This is a genomic window from Pedobacter sp. Leaf216, assembly GCF_001421515.1.
GTDB lineage: Bacteria > Bacteroidota > Bacteroidia > Sphingobacteriales > Sphingobacteriaceae > Pedobacter.
In genome coordinates, this window is sequence record NZ_LMKM01000007.1 from 616,039 (window position 1) to 633,475 (window position 17,437).

The window sequence follows — 17,437 nt, forward strand, 5'->3', positions numbered from 1 at the left end:
ATGTTATGGGATGAATATCAGTAAAAATAAATATCTCTCCTTCATAAAAACCTGTTTGTAGCGATTACAATCAATTTCTAACCAATTTAAAACAAAAATTATGACAACTACCAAATTGTTAACATGCAAAAATGCTGCACTAGCCGTTGCATTCTTTTTAACCGTTTCTATCAGCGGCTGTAAGAAAAAAGACATTACCCAAGATGAAACCTTAACTGGTCCGGCTAAAAAAGAATCAACCGCATCACCATCGGCAATCGGTGTAACCGGTCCAAAAGGTGTATGTTATGTAGAAGTAAACAATGCCGATATCCGAAACGTAGGAAAGTACAAACTTTCTACCGGGCAACAGCTGTTCGATATTGCGATTATTTTTGCTGCCAACATCAATTACAACACCTCAACTCAAAAAGCAGAATTGTTTTTTAACACAAATGTATCCAATGTTTTGAACAATAAAACAACCTACATTAAACCTTTACAAGACAAAGGCATAAAAGTGTTGCTTTCCATTTTGGGTAACCACCAGGGTGCAGGTTTTTGTAATTTCACATCACAAGCCTCGGCACAGGCCTTTGCGCAACAATTGGCAAATGCTGTTAACACTTATGGCCTTGATGGGATTGATTTTGATGATGAATATGCAGAATATGGCAACAACGGTACAGGCCAGCCAAACTCCAGTTCATTTGTATACCTGGTAACAGCATTAAGATCACTACTGCCGAATAAAATCATTTCATTTTACTTCTATGGCCCGGCAGCTTCAAGATTATCATATAACGGTGTTACCGTAGGATCTAAAGTAAACTATAGCTGGAATGCCATTTACGGAAGTTATTCTGTTCCAAATGTACCCGGATTGGCAAAAGCAAATCTAGGCCCGGCAGCAATAGATATTCAGGCTACCAGTTCATCTACAGCAGCATCTTTAGCCACCCAAACCGTAAATAATGGTTATGGAATTTACCTTTATTATAATTTACCCAACAGCGATGTGCATACTTATTTATCAAGCATATCAAGCAACTTATATGGTGGCAAAACCACTACATACACGCCTTAACAGGTAAATCCTAATACTTATAAGTAAGAGATATAATTTAATAAATCAGTAATCGCTATAAATACAAGCAGTAGGGCGGCATAAGCTGTCCTACTTTTTTATTCCCCCATCTTATTACGTACCATGCCATTCGGCATTATATCGATTTAGCCATTTGCTTACTAGCATACCATTTCTATCTTTGTAACCGTTATCTTTGCACGGATACAGCTAAGAGGTTATAAAAACTATGAAATTTCATGATTATAACAATAAAACTGTAACCGTTTTTGTCCCCTTTTTTGGAATATGGTGCGTAACAACATCAATAGACACTATTTGAAGGTAGAATATATTTTTTAATTTTAAAACGCTTAATTTTACCCGAATGGATATCTTATCATACCTGTTAGAACTCTTGCAGCAACGCAAAGAAGTTGGTATTACCGGCTTGGGCACCTTCTATAAGAAGAAATACCCAGGAAGATACGATAAGGAAAAACAAACGTTTTTACCTCCTGGATATACCCTGCAGTTTGCTACGGATTTAACTGAAGAAGCAGCCTTAGCTGATTTCATCTCTGCAAAAAGAAATCTCTCAACCGATAGTGCCAAATACTATATCGAACAGTTTGTTGAGGAAGTAAATCAGAAACTGGAATTAAACCACGAAGCCGAACTTGAAAATACCGGACGATTATTTTTTACCGAACAGGGTATAGGTTTCGAACCTGTAAAAAACATGAACTATGGTTCTGAATTTTATGGACTACCATCATTGGCAGAAACCGCTACTGATGAAGTAACCACCAGTTTACCTAAAAAAGATGAAGAAGTTTACGACGAAATTGCCGAAGCACCCGTTGCCCCTTCACCTTTTGGAAATAAATCTTATCAACCTCCTGTTATCGAGAATATCGAACTTGATGAAGTAAAAGATGACCTTAAAAACACCTTAAAACATACGGAAGAGGTTGTTGAGGCACCAGAGTTTATAAAAGAACAACACGAAGAACACCCCAACCGTTTTGGTCATAGGCCAGAATCGGAATCAGAAAATATTTCCGCAGAACACCTTGCGACTGAAACTACTGAGGATCAGAACAATACAGATCATACTGATGAAATTGAGGTTCCGGATTCGATTGTAAATCAGCATGAGGAACATCCAAACCGTTTTGGACATACTCCTGAATCGGAGGTAGAAAATATTGATCCTACAAATGCTGAAAATGAAGTAACTGAGATTGAAAATACAGTCGAAGCAACCCACCATACTGAAGAAGTAGAAGTTCCAGAATCCATTATAATTCAGCATGAAGAACACCCGAACCGTTTTGGGCATACACCAGAATCTGAGGTAGAAAATATTGCAGCAGCGCATCATATAATTGAAACACCTGAATCAGACAATGCACAGCATGATGAATATCCTGAAGTAATAGAAACAATTCTTGCACCAAAAGATACGCCAAGCCGTTTCTCACTTCGCTCAGAAACAGAGGAGCCTAAAACGTACATCAATTTAGATGAAGAAACCAAGGAAGAAGAACCTGTAATTGAAGCACCTGCCTTTATTAAAGAACAACATGCCGAACACCCCAACCGTTTTGGCCATGATCCGATTGAACATGGAGGTGATACGAGGCAAGGCATGTCTACCTGGTTAATGATCACCATTGCAATTTTAGCATTGGCGGTTATAGCAGCGATAACTTATTTGGTTAAACCCGAATTATTCTCGAGTCAAATTGCTGAGCCTGCAAAACCGGCACAAACTGTTGTAGATTCGCCAAAAGTTGCTGTAGATACTTTAAAGGCAAAGCAAGATTCGATAGCTAAAACCGACAGTATTTTAAAGGCCAATCAGGTTCAGCAAAAAGCAGATACCGTAAAAAAAACTAACGTTAAAACAGTTGAAAAACCAGTAACGGCTCTACCTGTTGAAACACCAAAAGAAAATAAAATTGTACCAAACCCAGGTCCTTCTACGTTCTACGTTATTGCAGCCTCTTTCCAATCGGAGAAAAAAGCACTTGTGTTTATTAAACAAATGGAAAAAATCGGTTTAAAAGCCGAAATTGCAAAAGTACCGGGCCGTTTAAAAAAAGTAAGTATAGCCAGTTACAAAACAGAAAAAGAAGCGAAAGAACAAAAAGAAATTTTACAGAAAAAATTAAAGGGAAAAGGTTATTTCGTACAACAAGAATCTAACAACACACAACCATAATGATAACTTTATTAATTCAGGACACCACACAAGCATTACAAGACACAGCAAATGCGGTTAACCAAGCAGTAACACAACCACAGCCAGAACTACATTTTATCGATCTGCTTTTTAAAGGCGGTTGGGTAATGATTCCACTGGCTTTTCTGGCTTTTTTAGCCCTAATCATCTTTGTTGAACGTTATTTAACCATTAAAAAAGCAACCAAAGACGAATCAAACCTAATGGGACAGATCAGGTCTTATATCCAATCGGGAAATTTAGATGGTGCAATGTCACTTTTAAGAAACAACAATTCGCCCCTTTCGCGCATGTTGCAAAAAGGTTTAAAACGCATTGGCCGCCCGATTAAAGATATTGAAGGTGCAATTGAAAATGTGGGTAAATTGGAAGTTTCCAAATTGGAAAAAAACATTAGCATATTGGGTATTGTTGCGGGTATTGCGCCAATGCTTGGTTTCGTAGGAACAATTGTGGGGGTAATTACCATTTTCCACCAGGTATCAATAAAAGGTGCTATCGAAATCGGTACCATCTCGGGCGGTTTATATACCAAAATGATTACCTCGGCAACCGGATTGATTATCGGTATCATCGCATACGTATTGTACCACATTTTAAACATTATGGTCGAAAAAATCATTCTTAAAATGGAAACCGATGCAATTGATTTTATTGATTTACTAGAAGAACCAGGCAAATAATGAATTTACGCAAGAGAACAAAAGGATCGGTAGAAGTACATACTTCAGCGTTGAACGATATTATGTTCTTCCTGATGCTGTTTTTCTTATTGGCCTCAGCTGTGGTAAATCCTACAGTAGTTAAACTATTGTTGCCACAATCTTCAAGCGGACAACAATCTACCGCCAAAAAAGCAGTAACGGTTACCATAGACGAAAACCTTAAATATTTCGTTGAAAAGAAACCAGTTAGTATTGAAGAATTAGAGCCTACATTGGCATCGTACCAAAAACTGGCACCAGATATGACGATCCTTTTATATGTATCGCGCAATGTGACTTATCAGGATGGATTTGTGGTAAACGATATTGCCAATAAATTAAAGTTGAAACTTGTTGTAGCCGTTGAGCCTAAAAAATAATGAACTACAAAGCACAAATACCTAACGAGGAAAATAATTACCCAAAAGCCATTGCTATAGCAAGCGGAATTATGGGCTTTTTATTGTTGATCAGCTTTTTTATCGTGATTGGTTCTTTCCAGCCACCTGAAGAAGTGGGTATGGGCGGTATGGTTGTAAATTATGGAACTTCAGCAGAAGGTATGGGCGATGATTACACCAGTATTGAAGAGCCATCAGCAGATCCGAACGCGAATGGAAAACCACCTGAAAAAGTAACGCCCGAAGAAAAAGTTACACCAACTACCTCTACCGAAAGTAGCGATAAAGAAGTGCAAACACAAAACACCGAAGATGCGATAGCCGTTAATACCAAGCCTACAAAACAACCAACTAAGGCGGCACCAACACCGGTAACCGAAGATAAACCTGCCAAACCGGTAATTAACCAAAACGCGCTTTACAAGGGTAAAAAGAACACAGGCCAGGGCCAGGGTGATGGAACCGGAAAAACGCCAGGTAACCAAGGCGATAAAGATGGCGATCCATTAGCATCTAATTATGGCGAAGGCGGCTCCGGAAATGGAAATGTTCAGCTTTCGTTGGCCAGTAGAAAATTTATTGATATCCCCAGGATACAGGATGATGGACAAAGTGCAGGAAAAATTGCCGTTCAAATCCGTGTAGATAAAAATGGTAAAGTTGTTCAGGCGCGTGCAGGTGCAAAAGGCACTACCCTATCTGATTTAGCCTTATGGCGGAAATGCGAACAGGCGGTATTGGGAGCTAGTTTAAATAAATTAGAATCGGCACCCGATGTGCAAACCGGAATTGTAATGTTTAACTTCAAGGTGAGGTAAAAAATACTTAAATAAATTCAGCAAAACGATAGCTTAAAAAATATACCCATGGTCTGTATCTCCACAGACCATTTTTTTTATTGCGAAAGATGCTAAAATAAATTCAGCAAGACGATAGCTTGCAAAATATACCCATGGTCTGTGTCCCCACAGATCATTATTTTTTATTSCKAAAGATRYTGAAATAAATTCAGCAAGACGATAGCTTATAATCATATCCATGGTCTGTGTCCTCACAGACCATTATTTTTATTGCGAAAGATATTGAAATAAATTTATAATCATATCCATGGTCTGTGTCCTCACAGACCATTATTATATATTAACAAAATCTTCCCAATTCGTTCCATAATAACTTCAGTCAACTTATATTTGACACCTATTATGAACTACCAACAAACGCTTGATTTTTTATACAGTAAACTTCCCATGTTTACCCGCGTTGGCGCATCTGCATTCAAAAAAGATTTAACCAATACCATAATTCTTTGCGAAGCTTTGGGTAACCCTCAGCATAAATTTAAAAGCATCCATGTGGCTGGTACAAATGGAAAGGGATCAACCTCCCACATGTTGGCTTCAGTACTACAATCGCAAGGCTATAAAACCGGACTATACACTTCTCCGCATTTAAAAGATTTCCGTGAGCGCATCCGCATCAATGGAAAAATGATCAGCAAAACAGAAGTCGTATCATTTGTTAAAGTACAACAAAAACTAATCGAGAAAACCGAACCTTCATTCTTCGAAGTAACTGTTGCCATGGCATTCGATCATTTTGCAAAACACGAGGTAGATGTGGCCATAATTGAAGTGGGTTTAGGCGGAAGGTTGGATTCTACCAATATCATCATGCCCGAAATTTCGGTTATCACCAACATCAGCCTTGATCATATGAATATGCTTGGCAATACGGTAAGGGAGATTGCAGGCGAAAAAGCAGGAATTATCAAAAAGAATATTCCGGTGGTTATTGGCGAAACACAGGAAGAATCCGCTCCGGTATTCATTACCAAAGCAAAAGAATTGAATGCACCAATCGTTTTTGCCGACGCAATATTAAGTGCAAAAGATTTCAAAATAAAGCAGAATAAATTAATCTTATCCATTTATCAGGGAAGTAACATCAAATACAAAAACCTGCAAAGCGATCTTACCGGCGTTTACCAGCATAAAAACATTTTAACCGTTTTAGAAACCCTCGCAGTGCTTAATAATGAAACTGATATTAAAACCGATCAGAACGCGATTTATAAAGGAATCAGTCAGGTTAAAAAGCAAACCGGTCTGCAAGGCCGCTGGCAAACTTTAGGTAAAAATCCATTGGTTATTTGCGATACCGGGCATAATGAAGCCGGCATAACAGAAGTAATCAAAAACATCAATCAAACGCCTTATCAAAACCTGCACATTGTTTTCGGGATGGTAAACGATAAAGACATTTCCAAAGTTTTATCGCTGATGCCTAAACATGCCACTTATTATTTTTGTAAACCAGATTTAGAAAGGGGCTTGGCAGCTGATGAACTAAAAAAACAGGCAAATTCATTTAATTTGGAAGGAAACAGTTATCCATCAGTAGCCAAAGCAAAAGAAACTGCGATTCAATCTGCCGGAGTTAATGACCTGGTTTTTATTGGCGGAAGCACTTTTGTAGTGGCCGAAGCGATATAAAATCTTTACATAAACTTCAAAGTAGCTTTACCTAAATTTATTACTTTAGCCGTTTAACAAAAACACAATGAAGAAAATATCTTGTCTAATCTTTTCCATTTCTATTTTTTCAATCGCTTTTACCTCAGCCCAAACTAAAAAGACCATTTCAGCACAGCCTAAGGCATTTCCTGCAGAAGTTTCACGCCCAAAATTAGTGGTTGGCCTGGTGGTTGATCAAATGCGTTGGGATTACCTTTACCGTTATTATAACCGATATACCAACGGAGGTTTTAAAAGATTAATTAATGAAGGTTTTTCTGTAGAAAATACATTTATTCCTTATACTCCAACCTACACCGCCTGCGGCCATACCTGTATTTACACCGGTTCAGTGCCTGCGGTACATGGCATTATTGGTAACGATTGGTACGATCCGGAAACCAAAAAGAATGTTTATTGTACGGAAGATTCTTCAGTATCAACCGTGGGCAGTACACCTTCATCAGAAGGAAATATGTCTCCTAAAAATATGTTAACAACAACCATTACCGATGAATTGAGGTTAGCCACAAATTTTAGAGGTAAGGTAATAGGCATTTCATTAAAAGATAGAGGCTCAATTCTTCCTGCCGGGCATGCAGCAAATGCGGCATATTGGTATCAGGGCAGCACCGGAAACTGGATTACCAGTACTTATTACATGAAAGAAGTACCAACCTGGATTGCAGATTACAACAAGCTAAAATTAGCGAATAAGTTTTATGCAAAAAACTGGGAAACACTTTATCCAATGAATACCTACGTAAACAGTACAGCTGATGAGAAAGCTTACGAAGGTAAAATGAGCACTTTTCCACATCAGCTTACCCAAAATATTGATAAAAACTATGATGCCATCAGAAGCACGCCGTATGGCAATACCATCACTTTGGATTTAGCTAAACTGGCCATCCTTTCTGAAGATTTAGGTCAAGACAACATTACCGATTTCCTGGCAGTAAGTTGCTCCTCAACCGATTATGTAGGTCATGCTTATGGTCCGAATTCGATAGAAGCTGAAGATACGTATTTGCGTTTAGACAAAGATTTTGAAGAGTTTTTCAACTACCTGGATAAAAAAGTTGGTAAAGGAAACTATACTGTATTTTTAACTGCAGATCATGGTGCAGCACATGTACCCGGATTTATGCAAGAGAACAAATTACCTTCAGGTGTGGTGAGCGATAGGGATGTTGCAACTAAGCTAAATACATACCTAAATGATAAATTTAAGGTAAACAATGTCGTTTTGAAATCTCAGAACAATCAAATTATTTTTGATCACGAAAAAACCGATAAAGGCGATGTTAGCTTCGATGTAATCAAAGCAGCTTCTGTAGAATTCTTAAAAAGATTAGATGGTTTTCAAAATGCAGTTGATATTGCCAAAATATCACAGTCTACCTTGCAGGAAATTCAGAAAAAAATGATCACCAACGGATACAATGCCCGTAGAAGCGGCGATATCTATTACGTATTACAGCCAAACTGGTTTAACGGTGGCAGTACAGGAACAACTCACGGAAACTGGAATCCATACGATTCACACATTCCATTGGTTTTTATGGGATGGGGAATTAAAGCTGGTGCAACAAACAAAATGCACTACATGACAGACATTGCACCTACCCTGGCTGCTCTGCTCCACATTCAAACACCAAACGGAACCGTAGGGGAGCCAATTACAGAGATAACTAATAAATAATTCGAAAAAGCTATGCCCACCAGCATAGTTTTTTTGTTTTAATACAACAGTGATATGTCCTTAAAAGTATTTTGATTGCGAGGAGGAACGGACTAAGCAATTCTTCAACTATCGCTACTAGCGAGCGCATTAAGATTGCTTCGTGCCAGCAATAACGGCAACCTGCAGGAGATCCATTCCCTTTAAGTTCATCTCCTATCCCAATGATTTTTATGTATAAATCATGTACCTGTTATCCAATCGAGATTTTACTATAACATCAGGGAAGTTTGCATTTACGATAATCATGGCTGTTTACTGTAATTGGGCTGGATTTATAACTGAACCAAAAGCCATAACGGTATAGGGTATGCGCGCTTTAAACTGCTTAATTTAGTACATTTGCATACCAAATATTTTTGGAAACAAGGATCGGTCAATAGCGCATCCCGATCTTAAAAATCCCATAGTATGCAACAAGTAGAAATCTATAAACCTAAAAATAAAATTCGTTTCGTAACCGCTGCCTCCCTTTTCGATGGTCACGATGCAACCATAAATATCATGCGCCGTATTCTACAATCTTCAGGTGCCGAAGTGATCCATCTTGGCCACAACAGATCTGTAGATGAAGTAGTAAATTGTGCCATTCAGGAAGATGTTCAGGGCATAGCAATGACTTCTTATCAGGGCGGACATATCGAATATTTTAAATACATGTACGATCTTTTGCAGGAAAGAGGATCAAGCCATATTAAAATATTTGCAGGTGGTGGCGGGGTAATTTTACCTTCAGAAATTGAAGAATTACAAGCCTATGGAATCTCAAAAATCTACACGCCTGATGACGGCAGGAAAATGGGTTTACAGGGAATGATTAACGACATGCTGATCCAAACTGATTTCGTTACCAAAGCAAATATAACCAACGAACTCCAAACCATTCCAACAAAAGATGTCAAAGCCATTGCAGGAGCCATTACTGTTGCAGAAAATGATCCCGAAGGCGCTCAAAAGTTTGTTGATGAATTAAAAAAACTTTCAAAAAATAATACTGCCCCTATTTTAGGCATTACAGGAACCGGTGGAGCAGGAAAATCATCTTTGGTAGATGAACTCGTACGTCGTTTCCTCGTAGAAGTGAAAGATAAAACGCTAGCCATCATCTCCGTTGATCCTTCAAAAAGAAAAACAGGTGGCGCTTTATTGGGCGACAGGATTAGGATGAATGCCATTAATAATCCAAGGGTTTACATGCGTTCGTTAGCCACCAGGCAGGCCAACCTTGCGCTCTCTAAAAATGTGCAAGAAAGTATCGACATCTGTAAAGCTGCCGGCTACGATCTAATTATTGTAGAAACCTCGGGTATTGGACAATCAGACACCGAAATTACTGAACATTGTGATGTTTCACTCTATGTGATGACGCCAGAATTTGGTGCCGCTACCCAATTGGAAAAAATCGATATGCTTGATTTTGCCGATCTGGTAGCCATTAATAAATTTGATAAAAGAGGCGCTTTGGATGCTTTGCGGGATGTGCGTAAGCAATACAAGCGTAACCATAACATTTTCGACGCTAAAGACAATGAAATACCTGTTTATGGTACCATGGCCTCGCAATTTAATGATCCGGGGATGAATAATCTGTTTGTTGCCTTAATGGAGCAGATTAAACTAAAAACCGGAACTGATTTTAAGGCCAAAATGGAACTCACCTCCGATCAGTCTGAAAAAATCTATATCATCCCACCCGATCGCATCCGTTACTTGGCAGAGATTGCTGAATCAAGTCAGCTGTACAACGAATGGGTTAATAAACAAGCCACAATTGCCCGTAAAATGTACCAACTCAAAGGAGTAATCAATCTATTAGGCGATAATAATTCCCCTCTACCAGATGGTTTTCAGCAGGAGGAGGTGTCTAAGAGTTTAAGCACAACTTACAATTTCTTCGAGGAGCAGTTGGATGGCGAATGCAGACGCTTATTGCGCCAGTGGCCAGATACCAAAAGGGCTTATAAAGAAGAATTTTTTATCTATAAAGTTCGTGATAAAGAGATTAAACAACCCTTATTTTACGAATCCCTTTCAAAGCTGAACATTCCTAAAGTCTCTTTGCCGAGATATAAAGATTGGGGCGATATTTTAAGGTGGCTTTTAACTGAGAACCTTCCAGGCGAATTCCCTTATGCAGCAGGTGTATTTCCGTTAAAAAGAGAAGGTGAAGATCCAACAAGAATGTTTGCAGGGGAAGGTGGCCCCGAAAGAACAAATAAACGTTTTCACTATGTTTCTTTGGGTCAGCCGGCACACCGCTTATCTACCGCCTTCGATTCGGTTACCCTTTATGGCGAAGATCCGCACATCCGGCCCGACATTTATGGGAAAATCGGTAATTCAGGCGTAAGCATTGCAACTTTGGATGACGCCAAAAAACTCTATTCAGGGTTTGATCTTTGTGCACCTTCAACTTCTGTATCCATGACTATTAATGGACCGGCACCAATGTTACTGGGCTTTTTCATGAATGCGGCAATCGATCAGCAATGTGAAAAATACATTATCGAAAACGGTTTGACCGAAGAAATTAAGGACAAAATCGATGAGATCTATAAAACGAAAAACATTGAAAAACCCACCTACAATGGTGCACTTCCTGAGGGAAACAACGGCTTAGGATTAATGCTTCTAGGCGTTACAGGAGATCAGGTTTTGCCTGCGGATGTTTATGCGCAGATTAGAGCCAAAGCAATCAGTTCGGTTAGAGGAACCGTTCAGGCTGATATTTTAAAAGAAGATCAGGCACAAAATACCTGTATATTTTCAACTGAATTTGCCTTACGCATGATGGGCGATATTCAGAAATATTTTATAGATGAGAAAGTAAGAAATTTTTATTCAGTCTCTATTTCGGGCTATCACATCGCCGAAGCTGGGGCAAATCCCATTTCTCAACTTGCTTTTACGCTAAGTAACGGTTTCACTTTTGTAGAATATTACTTAAGCAGAGGCATGCATATCGACGATTTTGCCCCTAACTTATCCTTTTTCTTTTCTAATGGAATCGACCCTGAATATGCAGTTATTGGGCGCGTAGCAAGGAGAATTTGGGCTAAAGCCATCAAAAACAAATATAAGGGTAATGACCGCTCACAGAAACTGAAATACCATATCCAAACTTCTGGTCGTTCTTTACATGCCCAGGAAATTGATTTTAATGATATCCGTACCACTTTACAGGCACTTTACGCCATTTATGATAACTGCAATTCGTTGCATACCAATGCTTATGATGAAGCCATTACCACACCTACCGAAGAATCAGTAAGGAGAGCAATGGCCATCCAATTGATCATTAACAGAGAATTAGGACTGGCAAAAAATGAAAATCCTCTACAGGGTGCTTTTATCATCGAAGAATTAACTGATTTAGTTGAAGATGCTGTTCTTGCCGAATTTAAACGCATTAACGATCGTGGGGGCGTTTTAGGAGCAATGGAAACGATGTATCAACGTGGAAAAATTCAGGAAGAAAGTTTGTATTATGAAACGCTGAAACATACCGGTGAATATCCGATTGTAGGAGTAAATACATTTTTAAATAAAAATGGATCGCCTACTATTGTTCCTGGCGAAGTAATCCGCGCTACTGAGGATGAAAAACAATACCAGATTTTAGCATTGCAAAAGTTTCAGGATCGTAATGCCGACCGTTCTACAGATCTCTTAAAACAACTTCAAAAGTCAGCTATAGCAGGCGATAATATCTTCGAACAATTGATGGAAATCTGTAAAATCTGTTCATTGGGCCAAATCAGTAAAGCACTTTACGAAGTGGGTGGGCAATACAGAAGAAACATGTAACGTTAATTTTTAATCACAATGCTTTATCAAGTCGTGAATCAAAATTAACTCATCAAAAATTACAACAAAAATAAAAAGCCTCTCGATGTAATATCGGGAGGCTTTCATATCTTAATGATTACTGTTAACCAGCAATCCAGCTAAATTTATAATCAATAGTTGGCGTTTTCATTCTTTCTGCCACACGTAATAAACGAGAAGGTAAAGCCATGATGTAATCACGGGCTTTTTCACCAGCTTCATTTAAATCGCGCATCCCTTCAATTTTCCAGTCAACAATTAACTGCTGCATAATTTCAACATAATCAATTGCAGTATAAACGCCTAAACGTTGTGCAGCATCGGTGAAGTGGCCAAATGTTTGACCAATTTTTAAGCCTACCTCACGTAAAAAATGTGCTGGCATCACAATTTTCTGGCGCATCATATCTTCAAAAGCTAACATTGCTTCATTAGGGTCAACCTCAAAAATACGGTTCATAAAATCTTTATAGGCTTTTGCGTGTCTCGCTTCATCAGAAGCAATCACACCACACATTCTAGACAATAAAGTATCGCCATCTTTTTTAGCTAAAGAGGCTACTCTTCTGTGCGAGATGTTTGTTGCCATCTCCTGAAAAGAAGTGTAAATAAAGTTACGGTATGGATCATGACCGGTTCCAATATCGAATCCATCAGCAATAAGGTATTGAGTAGAAATTTCCATTTGGCGCATATCAACGCGACCAGATAAATACAAATATTTATTCAACAAATCACCATGACGGTTCTCCTCTGCAGTCCAATGACGGTTCCATTTCATCCATCCACCATCTTCCTTCATACTTGGACCTTGTACCATTGCTAACCACGATTCGTAAGTAGGTAAAGCTTCTTCAGTAATGGTATCACCGATCAATACAGCCACAAGATCATAAGAAAGGTCCTTTGCATTATCCCTTAATATTCTGATATCTTGATAAAATGTATCACTAGTAGAATCGGGAAGAAAATCAGACGGTTGCCAGTTAGTATCAATTGGTTTTAGATAGGTATCCATCATCTCCAGCATATACTTTTCAATATGCACCATTACTTCCCTTCTTTTATCTGCAAAAAAACTCATTACTTTTGTTTATATATTGTTAACAACAAAGATAACCAAATATTACGGCAAACCTTGTGATATTAACATATTTAGCATGAAAGTAGTTTTAAATGTGACCTAAATCATTTAGAATCATTGAAAATCTTTAACGCAAAGATCATCTGAGGCACAAAGCATAATCTTCATAATTATATTTCCAGATTGCAGTTCGTGTAAGAAGCAGGAAAATTGATTTCTTTTAGCCATTCATCCTTACTAATGAAATCCAACTAATTCCAATTTAGCTTTAGAAATCTTTTTTAATACTATACCTTAACTTCTTAATATACTCTACATAATCAGCTGGAATAAAGCCTATATTAAGGTCATTAAGAAGAATTCGTTACGATATAATACCTTAATCTTACTTAACTCCTTAATGGTTGAAAAAAAAATCTGCGGAGATCTGCATAATCTGTAGGAAATACCCTCTTTACCAATAAGAAATTATGGTAATGAAGAAAACGGTTCCAAGTTAACATAGTGCTTCTTAATGTTGGGAAGGAAATCGGAAATGCTGATAGGATTGCCWTAAACGAAGAAAACCCTTCAGCATTTCTGCTGAAGGGTTTCTTTTAAGATTTGGCACCGACCTACTCTCCCACGTGTTACCGCAGTACCATCGGCTCTGGTGGGCTTAACTTCTCTGTTCGGAATGGGAAGAGGTGGACACCACCGATATAGGCACCTAAATATTTTTATTTGAGCTGAAAGGAYAAAGCTCAAAGCTTAAAGCTCTGTATTCCGCTTTGGTCTCTGGTCTTTTGGCTTTCCGCTTAAATGACATATTATTGAAAGAAGTTATTATGAAGAACAAACAACAGTCTGTTTGCTTTGAAAGCTTCGGATGATTAGTACTACTCGACTGTGCTGTCACCAGCTTTACATCTGTAGCCTATCAACGTAGTAGTCTTCTACGGTCCTATATGGAATTCTCATCTCGTGGCTAGTTTCGCACTTAGATGCTTTCAGCGCTTATCTATTCCCAGCGTAGCTACTCTGCAATGCCCCTGGCGGAACAACAGATTCACTAGAGGCTGGTCCAACCCGGTCCTCTCGTACTAAGGTCAGCCCCACTCAAAATTCCTACGCCCACAACAGATAGGGACCGAACTGTCTCGCGACGTTCTGAACCCAGCTCGCGTGCCACTTTAATCGGCGAACAGCCGAACCCTTGGGACCTTCTCCAGCCCCAGGATGTGACGAGCCGACATCGAGGTGCCAAACCTCCCCGTCGATATGAGCTCTTGGGGGAGATCAGCCTGTTATCCCCAGCGTACCTTTTATCCTTTGAGCGATGGCCCTTCCATGCAGAACCACCGGATCACTATATCCGTCTTTCGACCCTGATCGACTTGTCTGTCTCACAGTCAAGCAAGCTTATGCTATTGCACTCCSCGTACGGTTACCAAGCGTACTGAGCTTACCTTTGAAAGCCTCCGTTACCTTTTTGGAGGCGACCACCCCAGTCAAACTACCCATCAAACAATGTCTCCCGMATGATCGGGATTAGACACCGAATACAGAAAGGGTGGTATTTCAACGTTGGCTCCACGACGCCTAGCGACGCCGCTTCAAAGCCTCCCACCTATCCTACACATCCTGTATCCAATGTCAATGTTAAATTGTAGTGAAGGTGCATGGGGTCTTTCCGTCCCGTTGCGGGTACCCGGCGTCTTCACCGGGACCACAATTTCACCGAGCTCATGGCTGAGACAGCGCCCAGATCGTTACACCATTCGTGCAGGTCGGAACTTACCCGACAAGGAATTTCGCTACCTTAGGACCGTTATAGTTACGGCCGCCGTTTACTGGGGCTTCGATTCAATGCTTCTCTTACGATGACATCCCCTCTTAACCTTCCAGCACCGGGCAGGTGTCAGGCCTTATACCTCATCTTTCGATTTTGCAAAGCCATGTGTTTTTGTTAAACAGTCGCCTGGGCCTTTTCACTGCGGCTTACATTGCTGCAAGCGCCCCTTCTCCCGAAGTTACAGGGCCATTTTGCCGAGTTCCTTAGCCATGATTCACTCGAGCACCTTAGAATCCTCTTCCCGGATACCTGTGTCGGTTTGCGGTACGGGTTTTTATAACCTGAAGCTTAGCGGTTTTTCTTGGAACTTTAACGATCTATTCCGTCAGATCGCGGCAGTGTCACTACTCCGTCCCCACATCGCAGTTATAAAAAGTACTGGAATATTAACCAGTTGTCCATCGAATTTCCCCTTCGGGTTCTCCTTAGGTCCCGACTGACCCTGATCCGATTAGCGTTGATCAGGAAACCTTATCCTTTCGGTGGGCGGGTTTCTCTCCCGCCTTATCGTTACTTATGCCTACATTTGCTTTTCTATACGCTCCAGCACCCATTACCAGATACCTTCGCTGCATATAGAATGCTCCCCTACCGATATATTTCAATCCCATAGCTTCGGTGAACAGTTTAATGCCCGTTTATTATCCATGCCCGATCGCTCGACTAGTGAGCTGTTACGCACTCTTTAAATGAATGGCTGCTTCCAAGCCAACATCCTAGCTGTCTGTGCAATCGGACCTCGTTAGTTCAACTTAACTGTCACTTGGGGACCTTAGCTGATGGTCTGGGTTCTTTCCCTCTCGGCGCGTGACCTTAGCACCCCGCGCCTCACTGCAGATCATATTTCATAGCATTCGGAGTTTGTCTGGATTTGGTAGGATTTGACTCCCCCGCACCCAATCAGTAGCTCTACCTCTATGAAACTTAATATCCACGCTGTTCCTAAAAACATTTCGGGGAGTACGAGCTATTTCCCAGTTTGATTAGCCTTTCACCCCTACCCACAGATCATCCGGAAACTTTTCAACGTTTATCGGTTCGGTCCTCCAGTACGTGTTACCGCACCTTCAACCTGTCCATGGGTAGATCACAAGGTTTCGCGTCTACCCCCTCTGACTATACGCCCTGTTCAGACTCGCTTTCGCTTCGGATCCGTGCCTGAAGCACTTAACCTTGCCAGAGAGGAGTAACTCGTAGGCTCATTATGCAAAAGGCACGCCGTCACACCACTTGGATGCTCCGACCGCTTGTAAGTACACGGTTTCAGGTTCTATTTCACTCCCCTGTTCGGGGTTCTTTTCACCTTTCCCTCACGGTACTGGTTCACTATCGGTCTCTCAGGAGTATTTAGCCTTACCGGATGGTGCCGGCAGATTCCCACAAGGCGTCTCCGACCTCGCGGTACTCAGGATACTACTAGACTGGTATTCTATACGTGTACAGGGCTATCACCTTGTCTCGCCGGGCTTCCCATCCCGTTCCACTTCTGTTTACCAATGCCACATCGTAGTCCTACAACCCCCACTTTGCCGTAACAAAGTAGGTTTGGGCTCTTTCCCTTTCGCTCGCCACTACTTAGGAAATCATTGTTATTTTCTCTTCCTCTGCTTACTTAGATGTTTCAGTTCGGCAGGTTTGCTCATTATATGTGACTAGTCTTCAACTAGCCGGGTTGCCCCATTCGGAAATCTTCGGATCAGTTCCTATTTGCAAATACCCGAAGCTTATCGCAGCTTATCACGTCCTTCATCGCCTCTGAGAGCCAAGGCATCCCCCGTGTACTCTTTATTACTTTCTTCTACTCATATGCCTTTTGCGCCATATGGTATGCTTTTTTTGCTCTTGTCATGATGTCTCAYACTTATYGGTTTCTTGCGATCCCTTTAAGCGAGCACAAACACAACAGTCGCCTATTGTTGTTTGCTCTTCTTTTTTAACTTCTTCCAATATGTCAAAGAACTTTACTGAGGCTGAAGGCCGAAGGTATAAAGGMGGAGGGTTTCATTGTCCCCAACCTAAGCTCCGTTTCAGCT

9 protein-coding genes and 2 rRNA genes are annotated in these 17,437 nt (G+C 40.3%); 8 read left to right on the top strand and 3 right to left on the bottom strand.

Features of this window, described 5'->3' with window-relative positions; translation table 11 throughout:
- The first annotated feature begins 100 nt into the window (after nt 1–100).
- The 8 genes from ASE74_RS07620 (at nt 101) to ASE74_RS07655 (ending at nt 12,465) form a co-directional block, all read left to right on the top strand.
- The gene (locus tag ASE74_RS07620; protein WP_082458683.1) at nt 101–1,066 is read left to right on the top strand and encodes an endo-beta-N-acetylglucosaminidase H; all 966 of its coding nucleotides are present in this window, start codon (nt 101–103) and stop codon (nt 1,064–1,066) included.
- Nucleotides 1,067–1,433: 367 nt separating this feature from the next.
- A complete protein-coding gene (locus tag ASE74_RS07625) occupies nt 1,434–3,275 on the top strand; it encodes an SPOR domain-containing protein (protein WP_055906531.1) in 1,842 nt (613 codons plus the stop codon).
- A complete protein-coding gene (locus ASE74_RS07630; protein WP_055906534.1) occupies nt 3,275–3,979 on the top strand; it encodes a MotA/TolQ/ExbB proton channel family protein in 705 nt (234 codons plus the stop codon). The genes ASE74_RS07625 and ASE74_RS07630 overlap by 1 nt, the downstream gene beginning before the upstream one ends.
- Nucleotides 3,979–4,380 carry a biopolymer transporter ExbD gene (locus ASE74_RS07635; RefSeq protein ID WP_025144642.1) on the top strand — a complete coding sequence of 134 codons (402 nt, stop codon included), beginning with the start codon at nt 3,979–3,981 and terminating at the stop codon, nt 4,378–4,380. The genes ASE74_RS07630 and ASE74_RS07635 overlap by 1 nt, the downstream gene beginning before the upstream one ends.
- Nucleotides 4,380–5,219: a hypothetical protein gene (locus ASE74_RS07640; RefSeq protein ID WP_055906537.1), complete on the top strand. Its 840-nt coding sequence runs from the start codon at nt 4,380–4,382 to the stop codon at nt 5,217–5,219. The genes ASE74_RS07635 and ASE74_RS07640 overlap by 1 nt, the downstream gene beginning before the upstream one ends.
- A gap of 384 nt (nt 5,220–5,603) precedes the next feature.
- Nucleotides 5,604–6,893, top strand: coding sequence for a folylpolyglutamate synthase/dihydrofolate synthase family protein (locus ASE74_RS07645; protein WP_055906540.1), 1,290 nt, complete (start codon nt 5,604–5,606; stop codon nt 6,891–6,893).
- Between the two features lie 67 nt (nt 6,894–6,960).
- Nucleotides 6,961–8,619 (top strand): alkaline phosphatase PafA, encoded by a 1,659-nt coding sequence (pafA, locus tag ASE74_RS07650; RefSeq protein WP_055906543.1) that lies wholly within the window; start codon nt 6,961–6,963, stop codon nt 8,617–8,619.
- A gap of 450 nt (nt 8,620–9,069) precedes the next feature.
- Complete coding sequence (locus ASE74_RS07655; protein WP_055906545.1) at nt 9,070–12,465, top strand: methylmalonyl-CoA mutase family protein; 3,396 nt, start codon at nt 9,070–9,072, stop codon at nt 12,463–12,465.
- Nucleotides 12,466–12,589: 124 nt separating this feature from the next.
- Here ASE74_RS07655 and ASE74_RS07660 read toward each other — a convergent pair whose 3' ends face one another.
- From ASE74_RS07660 to ASE74_RS07670, 3 genes are all read right to left on the bottom strand, one after another.
- Entirely contained in the window at nt 12,590–13,570 is a 981-nt protein-coding gene (locus ASE74_RS07660) for an acyl-ACP desaturase (RefSeq protein WP_055906548.1), read from the bottom strand.
- Between the two features lie 601 nt (nt 13,571–14,171).
- A 5S ribosomal RNA gene (gene rrf, locus ASE74_RS07665) occupies nt 14,172–14,283 on the bottom strand.
- 140 nt (nt 14,284–14,423) lie between these two features.
- Nucleotides 14,424–17,202 (bottom strand): 23S ribosomal RNA (locus ASE74_RS07670).
- Between the last annotated feature and the right edge of the window lie 235 nt (nt 17,203–17,437).

What these genes read in the sequence shown, in the direction of transcription:
- ASE74_RS07645 (WP_055906540.1), top strand. Translation starts at nt 5,604, where the DNA reads ATGAACTACCAACAAACGCTTGATTTTTTATACAGTAAACTTCCCATG.
- ASE74_RS07640 (WP_055906537.1), top strand. Translation starts at nt 4,380, where the DNA reads ATGAACTACAAAGCACAAATACCTAACGAGGAAAATAATTACCCAAAA.
- ASE74_RS07630 (WP_055906534.1), top strand. Translation starts at nt 3,275, where the DNA reads ATGATAACTTTATTAATTCAGGACACCACACAAGCATTACAAGACACA.
- ASE74_RS07660 (WP_055906548.1), bottom strand. Translation starts at nt 13,570, where the DNA reads ATGAGTTTTTTTGCAGATAAAAGAAGGGAAGTAATGGTGCATATTGAA.
- ASE74_RS07655 (WP_055906545.1), top strand. Translation starts at nt 9,070, where the DNA reads ATGCAACAAGTAGAAATCTATAAACCTAAAAATAAAATTCGTTTCGTA.
- ASE74_RS07635 (WP_025144642.1), top strand. Translation starts at nt 3,979, where the DNA reads ATGAATTTACGCAAGAGAACAAAAGGATCGGTAGAAGTACATACTTCA.
- pafA (WP_055906543.1), top strand. Translation starts at nt 6,961, where the DNA reads ATGAAGAAAATATCTTGTCTAATCTTTTCCATTTCTATTTTTTCAATC.
- ASE74_RS07620 (WP_082458683.1), top strand. Translation starts at nt 101, where the DNA reads ATGACAACTACCAAATTGTTAACATGCAAAAATGCTGCACTAGCCGTT.
- ASE74_RS07625 (WP_055906531.1), top strand. Translation starts at nt 1,434, where the DNA reads ATGGATATCTTATCATACCTGTTAGAACTCTTGCAGCAACGCAAAGAA.